General features: G+C 71.4%; 19 protein-coding genes. 5 read left to right on the forward strand and 14 right to left on the reverse strand.

Features of this window, described 5'->3' with window-relative positions:
• The 4 genes from M878_RS59395 to M878_RS59410 all read right to left on the reverse strand — a co-directional run.
• Window positions 1-1006: glycoside hydrolase family 3 protein (locus tag M878_RS59395; protein WP_023545988.1), on the reverse strand; the 1006-nt coding region annotated here is incomplete at its 3' end.
• A gap of 8 nt (window positions 1007-1014) precedes the next feature.
• Complete coding sequence (locus M878_RS59400) at window positions 1015-1845, reverse strand: carbohydrate ABC transporter permease (RefSeq protein ID WP_023545989.1); 831 nt, start codon at window positions 1843-1845, stop codon at window positions 1015-1017.
• Window positions 1842-2840 carry a carbohydrate ABC transporter permease gene (locus M878_RS59405; RefSeq protein ID WP_023545990.1) on the reverse strand — a complete coding sequence of 333 codons (999 nt, stop codon included), beginning with the start codon at window positions 2838-2840 and terminating at the stop codon, window positions 1842-1844. Before M878_RS59405 ends, M878_RS59400 begins: the two co-directional genes overlap by 4 nt.
• A gap of 99 nt (window positions 2841-2939) precedes the next feature.
• Window positions 2940-4220 carry an extracellular solute-binding protein gene (locus tag M878_RS59410; RefSeq protein WP_023545991.1) on the reverse strand — a complete coding sequence of 427 codons (1281 nt, stop codon included), beginning with the start codon at window positions 4218-4220 and terminating at the stop codon, window positions 2940-2942.
• A gap of 324 nt (window positions 4221-4544) precedes the next feature.
• On the opposite strand from M878_RS59410, the gene M878_RS59415 reads away from it, so the two are divergent.
• Window positions 4545-5330, forward strand: coding sequence for a GntR family transcriptional regulator (locus tag M878_RS59415; protein WP_023545992.1), 786 nt, complete (start codon window positions 4545-4547; stop codon window positions 5328-5330).
• 258 nt (window positions 5331-5588) lie between these two features.
• Here M878_RS59415 and M878_RS59420 read toward each other — a convergent pair whose 3' ends face one another.
• From M878_RS59420 to M878_RS59430, 4 genes are all read right to left on the reverse strand, one after another.
• Window positions 5589-5795: a hypothetical protein gene (locus M878_RS59420; RefSeq protein WP_023545993.1), complete on the reverse strand. Its 207-nt coding sequence runs from the start codon at window positions 5793-5795 to the stop codon at window positions 5589-5591.
• Complete coding sequence (locus tag M878_RS59425; RefSeq protein ID WP_023545994.1) at window positions 5792-6805, reverse strand: LLM class flavin-dependent oxidoreductase; 1014 nt, start codon at window positions 6803-6805, stop codon at window positions 5792-5794. The genes M878_RS59420 and M878_RS59425 overlap by 4 nt, the downstream gene beginning before the upstream one ends.
• A 75-nt stretch (window positions 6806-6880) precedes the next feature.
• Window positions 6881-7471, reverse strand: a complete 591-nt coding sequence (locus tag M878_RS000000101800; protein WP_425347893.1) for a KR domain-containing protein — start codon at window positions 7469-7471, stop codon at window positions 6881-6883.
• Window positions 7468-7893, reverse strand: coding sequence for a DUF6299 family protein (locus M878_RS59430; RefSeq protein WP_023545995.1), 426 nt, complete (start codon window positions 7891-7893; stop codon window positions 7468-7470). The genes M878_RS000000101800 and M878_RS59430 overlap by 4 nt, the downstream gene beginning before the upstream one ends.
• A 234-nt stretch (window positions 7894-8127) precedes the next feature.
• On the opposite strand from M878_RS59430, the gene M878_RS59435 reads away from it, so the two are divergent.
• The gene (locus M878_RS59435; protein ID WP_023545996.1) at window positions 8128-8322 is read left to right on the forward strand and encodes a DUF5999 family protein; all 195 of its coding nucleotides are present in this window, start codon (window positions 8128-8130) and stop codon (window positions 8320-8322) included.
• A 69-nt stretch (window positions 8323-8391) separates the two neighbouring features.
• Here M878_RS59435 and M878_RS59440 read toward each other — a convergent pair whose 3' ends face one another.
• Both M878_RS59440 and M878_RS59445 read right to left on the reverse strand, forming a co-directional pair.
• On the reverse strand, window positions 8392-8790 hold the full coding sequence (locus M878_RS59440) for a RidA family protein (protein WP_023545997.1): 399 nt from the start codon (window positions 8788-8790) through the stop codon (window positions 8392-8394).
• Window positions 8787-9917 (reverse strand): acyl-CoA dehydrogenase family protein, encoded by a 1131-nt coding sequence (locus M878_RS59445; RefSeq protein ID WP_023545998.1) that lies wholly within the window; start codon window positions 9915-9917, stop codon window positions 8787-8789. Before M878_RS59445 ends, M878_RS59440 begins: the two co-directional genes overlap by 4 nt.
• A gap of 243 nt (window positions 9918-10160) precedes the next feature.
• On the opposite strand from M878_RS59445, the gene M878_RS59450 reads away from it, so the two are divergent.
• Together M878_RS59450 and M878_RS59455 are read left to right on the forward strand one after the other, a co-directional pair.
• Complete coding sequence (locus M878_RS59450) at window positions 10161-11753, forward strand: AMP-binding protein (RefSeq protein ID WP_023546000.1); 1593 nt, start codon at window positions 10161-10163, stop codon at window positions 11751-11753.
• 15 nt (window positions 11754-11768) lie between these two features.
• On the forward strand, window positions 11769-12581 hold the full coding sequence (locus M878_RS59455) for a PaaX family transcriptional regulator (protein ID WP_023546001.1): 813 nt from the start codon (window positions 11769-11771) through the stop codon (window positions 12579-12581).
• Window positions 12582-12606: 25 nt separating this feature from the next.
• On the opposite strand, the gene M878_RS59460 is transcribed toward M878_RS59455, so the two are convergent.
• From M878_RS59460 to M878_RS59470, 3 genes are all read right to left on the reverse strand, one after another.
• Window positions 12607-13011: a hypothetical protein gene (locus tag M878_RS59460; protein WP_023546002.1), complete on the reverse strand. Its 405-nt coding sequence runs from the start codon at window positions 13009-13011 to the stop codon at window positions 12607-12609.
• Window positions 13012-13149: 138 nt separating this feature from the next.
• Window positions 13150-15414 (reverse strand): bifunctional salicylyl-CoA 5-hydroxylase/oxidoreductase, encoded by a 2265-nt coding sequence (locus M878_RS59465; RefSeq protein WP_023546003.1) that lies wholly within the window; start codon window positions 15412-15414, stop codon window positions 13150-13152.
• Window positions 15415-15420: 6 nt separating this feature from the next.
• Window positions 15421-16248: an enoyl-CoA hydratase family protein gene (locus tag M878_RS59470; RefSeq protein ID WP_023546004.1), complete on the reverse strand. Its 828-nt coding sequence runs from the start codon at window positions 16246-16248 to the stop codon at window positions 15421-15423.
• A 295-nt stretch (window positions 16249-16543) separates the two neighbouring features.
• Here M878_RS59470 and M878_RS59475 point away from each other — a divergent pair, with 295 nt between their 5' ends.
• The gene (locus M878_RS59475; protein ID WP_023546005.1) at window positions 16544-16999 is read left to right on the forward strand and encodes an ATP-binding protein; all 456 of its coding nucleotides are present in this window, start codon (window positions 16544-16546) and stop codon (window positions 16997-16999) included.
• Here the strand turns inward: M878_RS59475 and M878_RS59480 are convergent.
• A complete protein-coding gene (locus M878_RS59480) occupies window positions 16956-18407 on the reverse strand; it encodes an amino acid permease (RefSeq protein ID WP_023546006.1) in 1452 nt (483 codons plus the stop codon). The two genes, M878_RS59475 and M878_RS59480, sit on opposite strands and share 44 nt — an antisense overlap.
• Between the last annotated feature and the right edge of the window lie 21 nt (window positions 18408-18428).

Here is an 18428-nt window from a genome sequence, read left to right on the forward strand (position 1 = left end):
CGGTCCAGCGGGCCAGGTCGCGCACCCGGGCGGCCGCGTCGGCGAGCCGTTCCTCGGGCAGTTCGCCGGAGCGTACGGCGGCCACGAGCGCGTCCCTGAGCCCCAGGACCGTACCCTCGTCGCACAGTCCGCCGCCGACGCAGATGGCATCGGCGCCGGCCGCGATCGCGAGGACCACGCCGTGCTCCAGGCCGTAGGTGCCGGAGATCGCGCGCATCTCCATGCCGTCGGTGACGATCAGGCCCTGGTAGCCGAGTTCGTCACGCAGCAGCTCGGTGAGGATGCGGCGGGAGAGGGTGCCGGGGCGGTCCGGGTCGAGGGCGGGCACGAGGATGTGCGCGCTCATGATCGCCCGGGTGCCGGCGGCGATGGCCGCACGGAACGGGGGCAGCTCACGGGCGTAGAGGGTGTCGGCGTCGACGTCGATGCGGGGTACGGCGTGGTGGGAGTCGACGTTGGTGTCGCCGTGGCCAGGGAAGTGCTTGGTGCAGGCGGCCACGCCGGTGGACTGGAGGCCCTCCACCCAGGCGGCGGTGTGCCGGGCGACCAGGTCGGTGCTCGCGCCGAAGGAGCGGACGCCGATGACGGGGTTGTCGGGGTTGGCGTTGACGTCGGCGGAGGGCGCCCAGTCGAAGTTGACGCCGCAGGCGGCCAGGCGCCGGCCCAGCTCGCGGGAGACGGCCCGGGTGAGGCCGGGGTCGTCCACGGCTCCGAGGGCGTGGTTGCCGGGGAAGGAGGAGCCGGTGCGCACGTCGAGGCGGGTGACGTCGCCGCTCTCCTCGTCGATGGCGACCAGCAGGTCGTCCCGCTCGGCCCTCAACTGGGCGGTGAGGGCGGCGACTTGGTCCTCGGTGACGACGTTGCGGCCGAACAGGGCGACGGAGGCGAGGCCCTCACCGAGACGGCGGCGCACCCAGTCGGGCGCGGTGGTGCCGTCGAACCCCGGCTGGAGGACGGCGAGGGCGTCCCGGGTGAGGGTGTCAGGGCCGGTGGCGAGTGTGGTCATCGGCGGGGTCATCCCTTCACGGCGCCGTCGGTCAGGCCGCTGACGGCCTTGCGTTGCAGGAAGATGAAGAGGATCAGGATGGGCAGCGCGAACAGCGACGAGGCGGCCATCGTGGCGCCCCAGTCGTCGCCGAAGGCGGTCTGGAACTGCGACAGCCACAGCGGCAGCGTCTGCTTCTCGATGTCCTTGTTGAGGATCAGGGCGAGCGGGAACTCGTTCCAGGCGGTGATGAACCCGAACAGCGAGGTGGCCATGAGGCCGGGCGCCAGCAGCGGGAAGATCACCTTGCGGAAGGCCTGCATCCGGGTGCAGCCGTCGACCATCGCCGACTCCTCCAGCTCCTTCGGCACGGCGGCGACGTAGCCGCGCAGCGTCAGGATGGTGAGGGGCAGCACCATCATCGTGTAGAAGACGGTGAGCGGGACCAGGCTGTTGAGCATGTCGTCATCGCGGACGATCATGTAGATGGCGATGATCATGACCTCCCAGGGGGCCATCTGCGCCAGCATGAAGGTCACGATGAGCCCGCGTCGCCCCCGGAACCGCATCCGCGCCAGGGCGAACGCGGCGAACAGGGCGATGACGAGCGAGCACAGCACCGAACAGACCGTGACGGTGACGGAGTTGAGGACCAGCGTCCAGAAGTGGTCGGCGTGGACGGCCTTCGTGAAGTGGCTGAAGGTGACGTTCGTCGGGAACCACACCGGGTTCTCGGAGATGATGTCGCCCGTGGGCTTGAAGGCCGTCGCGAACATCCAGTAGACGGGGAACACGAAGCCGGCGAAGAGGATGACGGCGGTCGCGTTGGGCCAGATACGGCCGAAGAGCGAGCGCTTCACAGCTCGTCCTCCTCTTGCTTGAGCACCATGCGCAGGTAGTACGAGGTGATGACGAGCAGCGCCAGGATGGTCAGGAAGGAGATCGCCGCGCCGACTCCGAAGTGCTGGTTGCCGACGCCCTCGACATAGGCGTAGATCGGCAGGGTCTCGGTGAGGCGGTCGGGGCCGCCCTCGTTGATGGCGAAGACCTGCGGGAACGCCTTGAAGACCCAGATGACCTCCAGGAAGGTCGTGGAGTAGAGGAACGGCCGCAGGAAGGGCAGGGTCACGGAGGTGAAGCTCTGCCAGGCGCCGGCGCCGTCCAGGGCGGCGGCCTCGTACAGCTCCTTGGGGATGGTGGTGGTGGCGGCGTACAGGTTGATCGCGACGAACGGGACCGACTGCCACACGATGAGCAGGATGATCACGGAGAAGGTGGAGAACTGGCTGCCCATCCAGTTGTAGTCGGCCATGGAGTGCCAGCCGAGCTTGTCCAGGACCCAGTTGACGACGCCGAAGCGCTGGGCGAACAGCCACTGGTAGACGGTGGTGGCCGCGATGTAGGGCATGGCCCAGGCGAGGACGAGGCCCACCAGGAGCGTGAGCCGCATCTTCTTGCCGAGGCGGGCCAGCAGCAGCCCGATCAGGGTGCCGAACACCATGATCAGGACGACGTTGGCGGCGGTGAAGAAGACCGAGCGCTCGACGACCTTCCAGAAGTCCGAACCGGTCAGGACTTTCCTGTAGTTGTCGACGCCGTTCCACTCGGTGAGGTGCTGGATGAGCTGCCGCGGGTTGAGGTTCTGGAACGACAGCATGCCGTTCTTGACCAGGGGCCAGCCGAGCAGGACCACTGTGGCCAGCAGTGCGGGCAGCAGGAGCAGGTAGGGGGCGGCTACGCCGCGGCGGGACGGGGACCCGGAGTCACGGTCCGCACCCCGCGGCGGCCCCGGTATCCGGGCCTTGCGGACAGCGGGCTCCCCGGCCGTGTCCGTGCCTTCGGTCTGCACTGACATGAATTGCCATCTCTTCCGTGGCCGTACGAACTCCGTGTGCCGTACGTGCGGACGGCACACGGAGCCGGGGGCGCCCGTCGTGGCACCCCCGGCGGGTCATCAGTTCTGCTGGGCCAGGCGCTTGTTGATCTCGCCCTCGACGTCCTTGGCGGCCGCCGCCGGGTCCTTGCCGGTGAGCACCGCGGTCATGTAGGACTTGATCGGGTTCGGGGTGTTCTCCACCGCGGCCCACGCGGGGATCAGCGGAGTGGTGCCACCCCCCGCGGCGGCGGGCGCGGCGGCCTCGGCGGCGGGGTTGCCCTTGACGTTGCCCTCCAGGGACGTCTTGTTCGGGACGATGCCGCTGAGCTTGGCCAGTTCGCCCTCGTACTGGTCGGACAGGGCGACCTTCAGGAACTCCTTGGCCAGGGACTGCTTCTTGCTGTTCTGGGCGACGGCGAGGTTGGAGCCGCCGAGGAAGACACCCTCGGGCTTGTCGGCGGTGGCGCCGGGGATGGTGAAGTAGCCGAGGTCCTTCTCGATGGACTTGTCGGCCTGGATGGCGGTGGCGGCCTCCCAGCCCATGCCGATGAACGCGCCGGTCTTGCCCTTGGCGAAGATCGTGGCCTGCTGCGGGGTGGCCTCGTCCTTGTCCTTGGGTGCCTTGGAGTAGGAGGCGTACTTCTTGTAGGTCTCCATGGCCGCGGCGACCTTCGGGTCGGCGAGGTTGGAGACGTACTTGTCGCCCTGCTTCTTCACCAGGTCGCCGCCCTGGCCGATGATCAGGCCGTCGAGGAAGTACCAGTTCTGGCCCGGCAGGTAGAGCGGCTCGGCGTCGGTCTTCTTGCCGATGGTGTCGAGGTCCTTGAAGAACTCGTCGCGGGTCTTCGGGGTGGACGTGATGCCGGCCTTCGCCCAGATCGCCTTGTTGTAGATGACGACGCGGTTGGCGAAGTACCAGGGCGCGGCGTACTGCTTGCCCTCGTACACGGAGGACTGGGAGACCGACGGCGTCCAGTCGGCGCCGATGTCCTTCTTGACGTCGGCGAGGTCGGCGAGGCCGCCGGTGGCCGCGTAGGCGGGGGTCTGGGTGTTGCCGACCTCCAGGACGTCCGGCGGGTTGTCCTCGGAGAGGGCGGTGGTGATCTTCTGCTGGATCCCGTCCCACTTCTGGATCTCGAACTTCACCTTCGCGCCGGTCTTCTTCTCGAAGGCGGCCTGGACGTCCTTCGTCCACTGCGGCGGCGCGGAGCCGTCCATGGTCCAGACCGTCAGCGTCTGGCCCTTCCAGCTGTCCGGTCCCGCGTCCTTGCCGCTGTCCTTGCCGCTGTTTCCGCCACACGCCGCAACGGAGACCATCATGCCCGCGATCGTGATCGCGGCAGCGAGCTTGCGCTTCACGCCACCCTCCTCAGGGATGCCTCTAACCCCCCACGCCCTCGGCGGTGACCTGCGTACGACGCTGTTGCACGTAGGGCTCGGGACCTGGCCACTAATGGTGTAGACCAGTACGGTGGAGCTTGGCCTAGACCTTTCAGGGTGTCAAGGGTGGTCCTGGACGGCGATTGCGGCCGTTACGAGAACGTCACCGGAGCGCGTCCGTCCGGATCCGCCCCTTTCGCCCGGGCGTCCGGCTGGACCGTACCCGCGGCAGCGAGTTGGACTAGACCATAGAGCAGTTGGTCGCTATAACGGGAGACCGTCGACACAGCCGGGAAGGCAGGCATGACCACCGACGTCAGCAGCGCCCAGCCGCACAGAGGGGCGTCCGGCCGCACCGCGCGCGTGCCGAAGTACTACCGGATCAAACAGCGACTGCTCGCCATGGCCGAGGAGCTGCAGCCCGGCTCGGCCATGCCGGCCGAGCGGCTGCTCGCCGTCCGCTTCGACACCTCCCGGACCACCATCCGGCAGGCGCTGCAGGAACTGGTCGGCGAGGGCCGCCTCGACCGGATCCAGGGCAAGGGCACCTTCGTCGCCCAGCCCAAGCTGTACCGCACGCTCCAGCTCACCTCGCACACCGAGGACATGCGCGCGCAGGGGCTCACGCCCGCCTCACAGGTGCTGGACGTCGGGGAGGTACCGGCCGACGAGCGGCTCGCGGGCCTGCTCGGCATCGGGATCGGCGAACGGGTGCTGCGCATCGAGCGGCTGCGGCTGGCCAGCGGCGACCCCATGGCGATCGAGACGACCCATCTCTCCACGCGCCGCTTTCCCGGTCTGCGTGCTTCCCTGGCCACGTACCCCTCGCTGTACACCGCGCTCGCCGAGGTGTACGGCGTCCATCTCGCGGAGGCCGACGAGACCATCGAGACCTCGCTGTCGACGCCGCGCGAGGCGCAGCTGCTCGCCACGGACGTGGGGTTGCCGATGCTGTTGCTGTCCCGGCATTCGCGGGACGCGGAGGGGAGGCCGGTGGAGTGGGTACGGTCGGTGTACCGGGGGTCGCGCTACAAGTTCGTGGCCGCGTTGCGCCGTCCGGCGGGGGGAGCGGTGGTACGGCGGGGGTAGTGCCGTCAGCCCGGGACCGCCGTCTCCACCCAGCTCTATCCAGCGGCGTACCGCGCGAGCAGTCCGTCGTCGAGCAGTGAGCCGGGCAGACGACGTGGGCGAGGACCGTGGGGCCCTCGTGCACCACGCCGCCGTCGACGGTGACTGTTCCGGCTCTTCTGCTTCCTGTGGCTCACCGTGCTCACCTCTGCCTGGCGCCCGTCACCGGGAACGCCACCCACGCAGGAGGCTGCACAACTACCGGAGCTGCGCTGTCTGTCATGGCGGGCGGCCGGGCGGGGTGACGGTCCGCGGGGCGATGTCCGGCGGCAGCAGCCGTTCCCAGTCGCGGTGGATGATGGCGCCGCTGCCCGCGTGGGGCAGCGGGAACAGCCGGATCGAGGTGTCGGGCGCGGGCTCCACGGGGTGGAACCAGTGCCCCTCGCCGGGCATCTGACTGTCCGGAGTGCCGATGGCGGTGGTCACGGTTGATTGCTCCCGACGGTGGTGGACGGGCCGAGGGCGCGTACCGCGGGCAGCAGCACCTCGGCGATCTCCTTCAACTGGGGCTCGGATTCGAGGGATCCGATCCGTACGACCAGGTGCCGGGCGCCGGCCCGGACGTAGCCGCCGAGCCACTCGGCGCACTTCTCGGCGCTGCCCCAGGCGTAGGCCTGGATGCCGCTCATCTGCTCCAGGGAGCGGCCGTAGTAGTGGCTGATGTAGTGCTCCAGTTCGGCCTTGGCGGCCGATTCACTGCTGTTCACGGTGACCGTGGCGTACAGCGCGGGGGTCACCGTGCGGCCCGCCTCCGCGGCGAGTTCGGCGATACGGCGGCGGGCGCGGGCGTAGGCGTCGACGTCCGGGAGGAAGGGGAGCCAGCCGTCGTAGCGGGTCGCCGCGCGGGCGAGGACCTTGGGGGTGTCGCTGCCGGCCAGCCAGAGCGGGGGGCCGCCGGGCACCGCCGGTACGGGGAGCCGGTCCAGGTGTTCCGCCTGCCAGAACTTTCCCTCGAACCCGGTGGGCTCGCCGTCCTCGCCCGAGCGCCAGGCCGTGCGCCACAGTGCGGTGATCTCGTCCAGGCGGCCGACGCGCCCCTGGAAGGGGGCGCCGACCGACGCGAACTCCTCCTCGGTCTCGGCCAAGGGGAAGCCCGAGCCGAGGCCCAGGATCAGCCTGTCGGCGGCGACATGGCTGAGGCTCGTGATCATGTTGGCGCCGATGAGGGGGTGGCGCAGGGCCGGGGTGAGGGCGGCCGTGCCGACGGTGATGCGGCGGGTGGCCGCCGCCGCGGCCGACAGGACGATCAGGGGGTCCAGGCGGGGGCGGGCGGTGAGGGAGTCTCCGGCCCACAGGGAGTCGAACCCGAGGGCTTCGGCCTGGCGGGCGAAGTCGAGCAGGGGGCGCGCCGCGTAGCTGCCCTTGATCGCCTGTTCGCGGGTGGGCAGCTGGATTCCGATACGCAGGGCCTCCGCGTTCACGGTCAAGCCGTTCATGATCAAATCTCTTCCCCTGGGTGACTTTGATGCACCGTCATAATGCGTGGCCCAGCGGCTCCCTGGGGGGTGTTGTCAGTACCCCGCACCGCGCGGCGCAGGATCTTGCCGGGCGGGTTGCGGGGCAGGGAGTCCGTGAAGTGGTACGTGCCCGGGATCTTGTGGTCGGCGATACGGCCGCGCGGAGAGAGCAGGAGTTCCCGGGGCCTGGCCGACGTGCCGGGGCGGAGGACAGATGTTCTGCCCGAGCGGCGCGGAGACCTCATCGGTGGCCCGGCCGCTCCGGCTGGCCGGGGTCAGGTGCCGGGCGCCGGGGGCGGCCGGCCTGCGGGCGGTGACCAGGCCGAGGGCGCCGAGCCCGCCGGTGACCAGGTAGGTGTGGTCGGCGCGGAGTCCGCTGGGCCCTGTCGTCACACTCGCGTCGTCCGCCCGGAGGACGGCTGCGTGCCCGCCGCGATGGGGTGCCCCCGCGCGAGCCCTGTTCGAGCGTGGGGGAGGCTCATGTCTCTGTAGGTGCGTGCTCTGGGGGTCCCCCCGGCCGAAGGCCGGCGGCGAGTGGGGGCACCTCCCACACCCTTGAGGAAGTGGGAGAGGGAGTTTGACGACAGGGCCTGGCGGCCCGGCGCGGGCGTGTGTTCGGCCGCTCGGCGGGGAACCGTCCCTCACCCCTGGTCGAGCGTGATGTCCTGGTCCTCGACGGCGTGGAATTCCGGCAGCAACAGAAGGCCGCCGGAGCGCAGTTCCGTGACCGTCACCTGCACATGGGCCTTGCCGGCCTTGAGGGGGTTCGGCGAGATCTTGCTGGTGTTCTCCCAGCGGTGCTCGGCACCGTCGCACTGGGCGGCGGTACCGCCGACGGGGTACACCGAGGTGCGGTCGCCCTGGCTGACCGAGGAGCTGACGAACGCCGTGCCGGTGACCCCGGTGCAGCGGTAGGTGCCGGAGAGCGTGATGGTGCCGTCCTTGGCGACATGGCCGGTCTTGTCGATGGTCACGGACTCGGTCGAGTCGGCGACGGCCGGGGCGACGGCGGCGCACAGCAGGGCGACGGCACCGAGGGCCGCGGCGAGGGCGGAGCGTGCTGGCATGGAGTACCTCCCGGTGGGGTGTGCTGAGGGCTTCCACTGGTACCGGGCGGCCGGGCCGCAGGGCGTGACCGTCACTCCTTCGGTGGCGCGTCATGGAAGCGTCCGGGAGTTGTCCGGGTGTTGTCACGCTTCACGACGCGCGGTTCCGGGGCGTTCACGGCGAGAGCATGGTCTGGGTATGACGGGCGGCGGCCGCACCCGCCGGCCCCTCACATCCCGCTGTGGAGGTGCGCCATGTGCTCCAACCAGTCCTCGTGCCCCGCGTCCGGCCCCGCCCCGCGGCACCCGGTGGCCGCCCATCCCGAGCAGGGCTGGACCTTGCTGTGCGACGGCTCGATCGTCTTCGACGACAGCGGCGAACTGCACCCGGACGGCAGCGTGATCCCGCCGTGCCGGGTACCGGCGGACCGGCCCGCGCTGGCGGTCTGACCGCCGCCGCCCACGACGGCGGTACGGCGAGCCCGCGGCGCCCAGCACGGTACGACGAACGCGCTCGGCCTACGGCAGCACCGCGAAACCGTCCAGCTCCACCAGTGCCTGCTGGTCCCACAGCCGTACGACCTCCAGGACCGCCATCGCCGGATAGTTACGTCCCGCCGACTCCCGCCAGATGCGGCCGAGTTGTCCGGCGTGGGTGCGGTACGCGGCGACGTCCGTGGCGTAGACGGTGACCCGGGCGAGGTCGGCGGGGGTGCCGCCGGCCGCGCGCAGGGCCGCGAGGAGGTTGCCGAGGGCCCGCTCGAACTGCTCGGGGAGCGTGTCGCCGACAACCTTGCCGTCGGCGTCGAGGGCGGTCTGCCCGGCGAGGAACACCACGCGGGAGCCGGAGGCGACGACGGCGTGCGAGAAGCCCGTGGGCGGGGACAGCTCGGGCGGGTTGACGCGCTCGGTCGTCATCGGGACCCCTCCTCGGTCTTCGCGTACAACTCCTTGGCGATGATGCCCCGTTGGACCTCGCTCGCGCCCTCGTAGATGCGCGGGGCCCGCACCTCGCGGTAGAGGTGTTCGAGGAGGTGGCCCCGGCGCAGGGCGCGGGCGCCGTGCAGCTGGACCGCGGTGTCGACGACGTACTGCGCGGTCTCGGTCGCGAGCAGCTTGGCCATCGCCGCGCGCCCCGGCACATCGGCGGCGCCCGCGTCGTACGCCGTCGCCGCCGCGTACACCATCAGCCGGGCCGCCTCCGTGCGCAGCGCCATCTCGGCGACCTGGTGGGAGACGGTCTGCAGGTCCCGCAGGGGGCCGCCGAAAGCCTCGCGGCGGCGGGTGTGGCCGAGGGTGGCCTCCAGCGCGGCCTGGGCCATGCCGACCGCGAAGGCGCCGACGCTGGGGCGGAACAGGTTCAGGGTGCCCATGGCGACGGCGAAGCCGCGGTCGGTCTCGCCGAGAACGTCGGCGGCGGTGACCGGTACGGCGTCGAAGTCCAGGGCGCCGATGGGGTGCGGCGAGAGCATCTCCAGCGCGCTGCCGGTGAGCCCGGGCCGGTCGGCCGGGACGAGGAAGGCGGTCACGCCACGGGCGCCGGCGCCAGGGGTGGTGCGGGCGAAGACGGTGTAGAAGTCGGCTTCGGGGGCGTTGGAGATCCAGCACTTCTCGCCGGTGAGCCGCCAGCCGTCACCGTCCGCCTCCGCCGCGAGGGCGAGCGCGGCCGCGTCCGAACCGGCGCCCGGCTCGCTCAGTGCGAAGGCGGCGACCGCGCTGCCCTCGGTGACAGCGGGCAGCCAGCGCTCGCGCTGGGCGGGGCTGCCGTGGGCGTGCACCGGATGGGCGCCCAGGCCCTGAAGGGCGAGGGCGGTCTCGGCCTCGGTGCAGGCCTGGGCGAGGGACTCCCGCATCAGGCACAGGTCCAGGGCACCGGAGGTGAACAGCCGCTCCAGGAGGCCCAGTCGGCCGAGTTCGGCGAGGAGCGGCCGGTTGACGTGTCCTGGTTCGCCCTTGTCGGCGAGCGGCCGCAGCCGCTGCGCGGCCAGGGAGCGCAGCTCGGCACACCAGGCGGTTTGCTCCGGTTCGAGCGAGAATGCGGGCACTGCCGGTCCTCCCTCCGGGACGGGCCGCCACGACCCCTCCCGTCGCCGTCCGGGGACCTCGGGCATGCCCCCGTCACCGCCTGACGTTATCGCGAAAGGTTGACTGCCGTCACCAAGGCGATACGCTCGATCCGCGAGCCCACCAGGACGCGGGTGCCTGCCGGGACACGGGTGCCCGTCAGGACGCCGGTGCCCACCACGACGCCCGTCTCGACGTTTGTCACGGCAAGGGGGCGAACCGCCATGCATCGCTCGGCCCACGTCGACACCTTCGCGCGCGACCATCTGCCGCCGCCGGACGAGTGGCCCGAGCTGCGGTTCGACCTGCCGGAGCTGCGCTACCCCGACCGGCTGAACTGCGCCGCCGAGCTGCTGGACCACGCGGACCCGGCCCGCCCGGTCTTCCACACCCCGGACGGCCCCACCTGGACGTACGGCGAGCTGCGCGCGCAGGTCGACCGGATCGCGCACGTCCTCACCGGCGACCTGGGCGTGGTCCCCGGCAACCGGGTGCTGCTGCGCGGCCCGACCACGCCCTGGCTCGCGGCCTGCTGGCTGGCCGTGCTGAAGGCGGGCGCGGTCGCGGTCACGGTGCTGGCCCAGCAGCGCCCGCACGAGCTGGCCACGCTGTGCGAGATCGCGCTGGTGCGGCACGCCCTGTGCGACATCCGGGCGGTGGACGACCTGGCGAAGGCCGACATCCCGGGGCTGCGGATCACGACGTACGGCGGGGACGGCCCGGACGACCTCCTCGGCCGCCCCGGTCCCGGCACGCCGTACCCGGCGGTCGACACCGCGGCCGACGACGTTGCCCTGATCGCGTTCACCTCGGGGACGACGGGTCGCCCGAAAGGGTGCATGCACTTCCACCGGGATGTGCTGGCCATAGCCGACACCTTCTCGCGGCATGTGCTGCGGCCCCGGGCGGACGACGTGTTCGCGGGCAGTCCCCCGCTCGGGTTCACTTTTGGCCTGGGCGGGCTTGTGATCTTCCCGATGCGGGCCGGCGCCAGCTCCCTGCTCCTGGAGCAGGCGGGCGCCCGCCAGCTGCTGCCCGCGATCGCCGAGCACCGTGTCTCGGTCCTCTTCACCGCCCCGACCGCCTACCGCGCCATGCTGGAGGAGCTGGACGGCCACGACGTCTCGTCGCTGCGGCGCTGTGTGTCGGCCGGCGAGAACCTGCCCGCGGCCACCTGGCGGGCCTGGCACGAGCGCACCGGCGTGCGCGTCATCAACGGCATCGGCGCCACCGAGCTGCTGCACATCTTCGTCTCCGCCGCCGACGACGCCATCAGACCGGGCACCACGGGCGTGGCGGTGCCGGGCTGGCAGGCGCGGGTGCAGGACGCGCACGGCGCACCGGTGCCCGACGGGGAACCCGGGCTGCTCGCCGTGCGCGGCCCCGTCGGCTGCCGCTATCTCGCCGATCCGCGCCAGCGCGCGTATGTGCGCGGCGGCTGGAACATCACCGGTGACACCTATGTCCGCGAGCCCGACGGCTACTTCCGCTATGTGGCCCGCGCCGACGACATGATCATCTCTGCCGGGTACAACATCGCCGGACCGGAGGTGGAGGATGCGCTGCTGCGCCACCCGGATGTGGTGGAGGCGGCGGTCGTGGGCCGGCCCGACGAGGCGCGCGGACAGGTGGCCGTGGCCTACACGGTGCTGCGCGAGGGAGTTCCGCGCGACCCCGAGCCGCTGCGGGCCTTCCTCAAGGCGGAGCTGGCGCCGTACAAATGTCCGCGCGAGTTCGTCTTCCTGGACGCCCTGCCCCGCACGGCCACCGGCAAACTGCAGCGGTTCCGGCTACGCGGCGAAGGTGACCGGCAGTGACGCCGACGACCTAAAATGATCAACGTGTCCGAGCAGCACGCCCCCAGGTCCCTCATCGTCACGCTCTATGGCGCGTACGGCCGCTACATGCCGGGCCCGATGCCCGTCGCCGAGCTGATCCGGCTCCTGGCCGCGGTCGGCGTGGACGCGCCCTCCGTGCGTTCCTCGGTGTCCCGGCTCAAACGGCGCGGCCTGCTGCGGCCGGCCCGTACGGAGCAGGGCGCGGCCGGCTATGAACTCTCTCCGGAGGCACGCCAGTTGCTGGAGGACGGCGACCGGCGGATCTACGCGACCGCGCCCGTGGCGGACTCGGGCTGGGTGCTCGCGGTGTTCTCGGTGCCCGAGTCGGAGCGGCAGAAGCGGCATGTGCTGCGCTCCCGGCTGGCGGGCCTGGGCTTCGGCACGGCGGCCCCCGGGGTGTGGATCGCCCCGGCCCGCCTCTACGAGGAGACACAGCACACCCTGCGCCGGCTGCGCCTGGACCCGTACGTCGACTTCTTCCGTGGCGAGCACCTGGGCTTCGCGCCGACGGCCGAGGCGGTGGCCCGCTGGTGGGACCTGGCCGCGATCGCCAAGGAACACGAGCGCTTCCTGGACGCGCACGCCCCGGTGCTGCGCGCCTGGGAGCGCCGTACGGGCACCCCGCCCGAGGAGGCCTACCGGGACTACCTCCTCGCCCTCGACTCCTGGCGCCATCTGCCCTATACCGACCCCGGCCTGCCCACCGAGCTGCTGCCGACGGGCTGGCCGGGCGTGCGCTCGGCGGAGGTGTTCCAGGGGCTGCACGAGCGGCTGCGGGACGCGGGGGCCGAGTTCGCCGGGGTGTGAGGGGTGGCGCGGCTCGCACGATGGCTCAGAAGCGGCGCAGCCGCATGGCGATGCCGTGCCCGACCGCGAGGTAGAGCACCGCGGGCAGCCCGTAGTTGAGCAGGACCCGGAGGTTCTCGGTGTCCATCGTGAAGATGTCCCGCGACCACCAGGACAGTGCGTCGGCCACGTCCTCCACGAACCCGACGAAGACGTTGGCCTGATTGGCCTTGAGCAGGTACAGCAGGATCCACAGCCCCAGGAAGGCCGCGGCGACGTCGGCGATCGTGTGGATGACCAGCGCGGTGCGCCGGGTGCCCGAGCCGTCCCGGGGCCGCCGCCGGGCGGGCGCGGCGGGCTGGGCCACGGGTCCCGGGTACTGAGGGCCGGGCGCCGGAGCATGGCCGTATCCGTATCCGGGCTGCTCGGGCAGCGGCCTGGTGTCAGTCATCGCAGTCTCGATCCCTGTCCGTCTTCCGAATGGCTCGGAAGAACCTAGACAGCGGCCGATAACAGGTCGGTTCAGGAACGGTGCGGATCGCGTGGAAGGCCTGTGACCGGACCCCGGGCGCCCCTTCCGGCGGGTCGTTCAGCTGAGCGACAGCCGGGGCTTCGGGGCGTCCGTGCGTCCGGTCTGCGGGCGCCTGCTGCCCGCCTGGTACGGTGCGGGCCAGCCGACGCCCGGTCCCTCGTACCCCTGCTCGGCCGCCGCGTGCAGCGTCCAGTGCGGGTCGTACAGATGCGGACGGGCCAGCGCGCACAGGTCCGTACGCCCGGCGAGGATCAGGGAGTTGACGTCGTCCCAGGAGGAGATCGCGCCGACGGCGATCACCGGGACCCCCGCCTCGTGCCGGATGCGGTCGGCGAACGGCGTCTGATACGACCGCCCGAACTCCGGCCGTTCCTCCGCCACGACCTGCCCGGTGGAGACATCGATCGCATCCGCCCCGTGCGCGGCGAAGGCGCGGGCGATCCGCACCGCGTCCTCGGCGGTCGTACCGCCCTCGGCCCAGTCCGTGGCCGAGATACGGACCGTCATGGGCCGCTCGGCCGGCCACACCGCGCGTACGGCGTCGAAGACCTCCAGCGGGAACCTCAGGCGCCGCTCCGGCGAGCCGCCGTAGGCGTCGGTGCGCCGGTTGGTGAGCGGGGAGAGGAAGCCGGAGAGCAGATAGCCGTGCGCGCAGTGCAGTTCCAGCAGATCGAAGCCGGCCCGCGCGGCCCGCCAGGCGGCGGCGGTGAACTGCTCGCGGATGTCGGTGAGTTGGGCCCGGGAGAGCTGGCGCGGAGTCTGGCTGCCGGGTTTGTACGGCAGCGGGGAGGCGGCGACGAGGGGCCAGTTGCCGTGGGGCAGCGGCTCGTCGATGCCCTCCCACATCAGTTTCGTGGAGCCCTTGCGGCCGGAGTGGCCGAGCTGTACGCCGATCGCGGTGCCGGGCGCCTGGGTGTGCACGAAGTCGGTGACGCGCCGCCATGCCTCGGCCTGCCGGCCGGTGTAGAGACCGGCGCAGCCCGGCGTGATGCGGCCCTCCTCGCTGACGCACACCATCTCGGTCATGACGAGCCCGGCCCCGCCGAGGGCGCGGGCGCCGAGATGCACGAGATGGAAGTCACCGGGGAGGCCGTCGGTCGCGGAGTACATGTCCATCGGCGACACCACGACCCGGTTGCGCAGGGTCAGGCCGCGCAGCCGGAACGGGGTGAACATCGGGGGTGTGCCGGGCGGGCAGCCGAACTCGCGCTCGACCGCCTCGGTGAAGTGGGCGTCGCGCAGCCGGAGGTTGTCGTGGGTGACGCGGCGGCTGCGGGTGAGCAGGTTGAAGGCGAACTGGCGGGACGGCTGGTGGAGGTAGAGGGGGAGGTTCTCGAACCATTCGAGGCTGGCCCGGGCGGCGCGCTGGGTGGAGGCGACGACGGGTTTGCGTTCCTCCTCGTAGGCCGCCAGCGCGCTCGGCACGTCCGGCTGTTCCTGAAGACACGCGGCCAGGGCCAGCGCGTCCTCCACGGCGAGCTTGGTGCCGGAGCCGATGGAGAAGTGGGCGGTGTGGGCGGCGTCGCCGAGGAGGACGACGTTGCGTTGCGACCAGCGGTCGTTGACCACCGTACGGAAGGTGGTCCACGTCGAGTTGTTGGAGCGCAGCGGGCGGCCGCGGAGGGCTTCGGCGAAGATCTTGGCGCAGCGTTCGATCGATTCCAGCGGGGTGACTTCGTCGAATCCCGCTGCCTTCCAGACCTCCTCACGCATCTCGACGATCACGGTGGAGGCGTCGGCCGCGTAGGGATAGCCGTGCAGCTGCATCACGCCGTGCTCGGTCTCGGCGATCTCGAAGCGGAAGGCGTCGAAGGGGAAGTCGGCGGCGAGCCAGATGTAGCGGCAACGGTGCTCGGCGATGTGCGGGCGGAGCACCTCGGCGTAGGTCTCGCGGGTGGTGCTGCGCACCCCGTCGGCGGCGATGACGAGGTCGTACTCGGCGGCGAGGGTGTCCGGGTGGGGGGCCTCGGTACGGAACCCGATCTCCACGCCGAGGGAACGGCAGCGGTCGTGCAGGATCTCCAGGAGCCGGCGGCGGCCGAGCGCGGCGAACCCATGGCCGCCGGAGCGGTGTGTGACACCCCGGTGCACGATGTCGATGTCGTCCCAGCGGACGAAGTGCCGCTGCAGCGCGTCGTAGACGACGGGGTCGGCGTGTTCGATGCCGCCCAGTGTTTCGTCGGAGAGGACGACTCCGAAGCCGAAGGTCTCGTCGGGGGCGTTGCGTTCCCAGACCGTGATCTCACGGGTCGGGTCGAGTCGCTTCAGCAGCGCCGCCGCGTACAGGCCACCCGGACCGCCACCGATGATCGCCACACGCATGAAGGCTCACCTCCCCCGCCACTTCGGCTGGCGCTTCTCCGTGAACGCCGCATGGAACTCCGCGTAGTCCTCGCCGTTCATCAGCAGGGCCTGGGTCGAGGCGTCCAGTTCCACCGCCGCCGCCAGAGGCATGTCCAGCTCGGCCGTCAGCAATGCCTTCGTCTGGGCGTACGCCAGGGCGGGGCCGTCGGCCAGGCGGCGGGCCAGGGACGCCGCCGCCTCGTCCGCGCGGCCCTCCTCCGTCAGCTCGCTGATCAGGCCGATCCGCTCGGCCTCGGGGGCCCGGACCGGTTCGCCCAGCATGAGCAGGCGAGTGGCGTGGCCGAGGCCGACGACCCGGGGCAGCAGATAGGCCGCGCCCATGTCACCGCCGGACAGGCCCACGCGGGTGAAGAGGAAGGCGAAGCGGGCGCTCGGGTCCGCCACGCGGAAGTCGGCCGCCAACGCCAGGACCGCTCCGGCGCCCGCCGCCACTCCGTGCAATGCGGCGATCACCGGGAACGGGCACTCGCGGATCGCCCGTACGACCTGGCCCGTCATCCGGTTGAAGTCGAGCAGCTGGGCCGTGTCCATGGCGAGGGTGGCGCCGATGATCTCGTCGACGTCGCCGCCGGAGCAGAAGCCCCGTCCCTCACCGGCCAGCACCAGGGCGCGTACGGCGCGCTCCCGGGACAGCTCGGCGAGCAGGTCGCGCAGGTCGGCGTAGGCGCCGAAGGTGAGCGCGTTGAGTTTGTCGGGGCGGGCGAGGGTGACGGTGACGACCCCGTCGGCGAGCTGGACCCGTAGGTGCTCCCAGTGGGAGGTGCGGGCGGCGGAGCCGGTGAAGGGACTCATGACGTGCGGCCTCCTAGGGGGCGATGCCGTACGTTGCGCTGTCCCATGAAGTTATCACTTATTTGTGACTGTCGTCATGAGAGCGCGACATACCTCGGCTGGACCGGCCGGGTCAGGTCACGTGCGTCACCGGTTCTCGACAGCGCCGTAACAGTGGGCACGGGCCGGCTAGGCGCGTCGTTCGCCGGGGTAAGCCGCCCGGTACCGGGGCCGAAGGTCCCGGGCGAAGCCCGTCCATGGCCTCTGTGGCCGGGCCCGTACCATTCCTACAGTCGAAAGCAGGACAGCCTGCTCCATGAACGGACTCACCTTGCACCAACGCTCCGCCGAATCGGCCTCCTGGCGCATCGCGCTGCCGCACGACGCAGCGGCGGTGCCCGTGGCCCGCGCCCTGGTGCGCACGGCCCTGGCCGAGGTGGAGCACACCGCCGACTGCGACACCGCGGAGCTGCTCACGGCGGAGCTGGTGGCCAACGCGGTGGAGCACACCGGCGGGCGTGGCCCGATAGAGCTGGTGGTGGAGCTGCTGCCGACCGGCTGCCAGGTCGAGGTGCACGACCCGGACCCGGCGCCGCCCGGCCATCTGGCCCGCCCGGTGATCGAGCAGCCCGACCCCTGGCAGGAGGGCGGGCGCGGACTGCTGCTGATCCGCGCCCTCAGCTCGTCGTGCGGTCACCGCCCCACCCCGTCGGGCAAGGCGGTGTGGTTCAGACTGCCTGCGGTTCCCGCTCAGCGGCGGCGCTCGGCGTGACCTCGGGGACGGCTGTCCGCGCCAGCGTGGAGTGCCGACGGCCGTAGACGGCGTAGATCGCGAGGCCCACCGCGAGGAACACGGCGAACTGGATCCAGGTCTGCCAGCCGGTCTCGTACATCAGGTACAGGCAGAAGGCGACGCCGAGCAGCGGGCCCACGGGGTAGAGGGGCACGCGGAAGCTGCGGGTGAGGCCCGGCTCGCGGCGGCGCAGCGCGATGACCACGATGTTGACGACGGCCATGATGGCGAGCGTGCCGATGGTGCACAGGTTCATCACCGCGTCGAGGGAGGCGAAGGCTGCCGGGAGCGCGAAGACGACGGCGACGATCAGGGTGCCGGCGACCGGGGTGGAGGTCTTCGGGTTGACCTTCTCGAAGACGCGCGGGATCAGGCCGTCGCGGGACATCGACATCAGGATGCGGGTCTGGCCGTACATCACGGCGAGGACGACCGAGGCGATGGCGACGACCGCGCCGAAGGCGATGACACCGCCGCCGACGGTGGAGCCGGTGACCTCGTTGACGACGTAGGACAGAGCCGCCGGGCGGCCGGCGACCTGCTTGCCGCCGATGGCGCCGATCGCGGCGACCGCGACCGCGCAGTACAGCAGGGTCACCAGGCCCATGCAGACCATGATCGCGATCGGGATGTCCCGGCGCGGGTTCTTCGCCTCCTCGCCGGCCGTGGTGATCGCGTCGAAGCCGATGTACGAGAAGAACGCGGCGGTCGTGCCCGCGCCGATGCCGCCGAGACCGGCCGGCGAGAACGGGGTGAGGTTGCCGTGCTTGAAGGCGCTGTAGCCGATGGCGCAGAAGGCCAGCAGGATGACCAGCTTCACGGCGGCCATGGCGGCCGTCGCCCGGGCACTCTCGCGCACCCCGCGCACCAGCAGCACGGAGGCCATGGCGATGACGATCACGGCGGGGAGGTTCACGATCCCGCCGTCGCCCGGACCGGCGGACAGCACGGCCGGGAGCTGCCAGCCGGTGAGGCTGTGCAGCAGTTCGTTGACGTACTGGCTCCAGCCGACGGCTACGGCCGAGATGGAGATGCCGTACTCCAGCAGCAGGCACCAGCCGACCAGGAAGGCGGTGGACTCACCGAGTCCGGCGTAGGCGAAGGAGTACGAGGAGCCGGAGACCGGGATCGCGCCGCCCAGCTCCGCGAAGGAGAACGCGGTGAAGACGCAGGTGATCGCGGCGAGGACGAAGGAGACGACGACGGCCGGACCGGCCTGGGCGACGGAGTCGGAGAGGCCGACGAAGATGCCGGTGCCGACGATGGCGCCGACGCCGAAGCAGATGAGCTGGAAGAGGCCCATGGTGCGCTTCAGGCCGTGTCCCTCGCGGTCGGCGCCGGATTCGGCGACCAGCAGATGCGGGGACTTGATGCGGGGAGCGGGCATGCGGGTGGTGCTCGTTTCTGG

Origin of the sequence: Streptomyces roseochromogenus subsp. oscitans DS 12.976 (assembly GCF_000497445.1) — a bacterium.
GTDB classification, from domain to species: Bacteria; Actinomycetota; Actinomycetes; order Streptomycetales; family Streptomycetaceae; genus Streptomyces; species Streptomyces oscitans.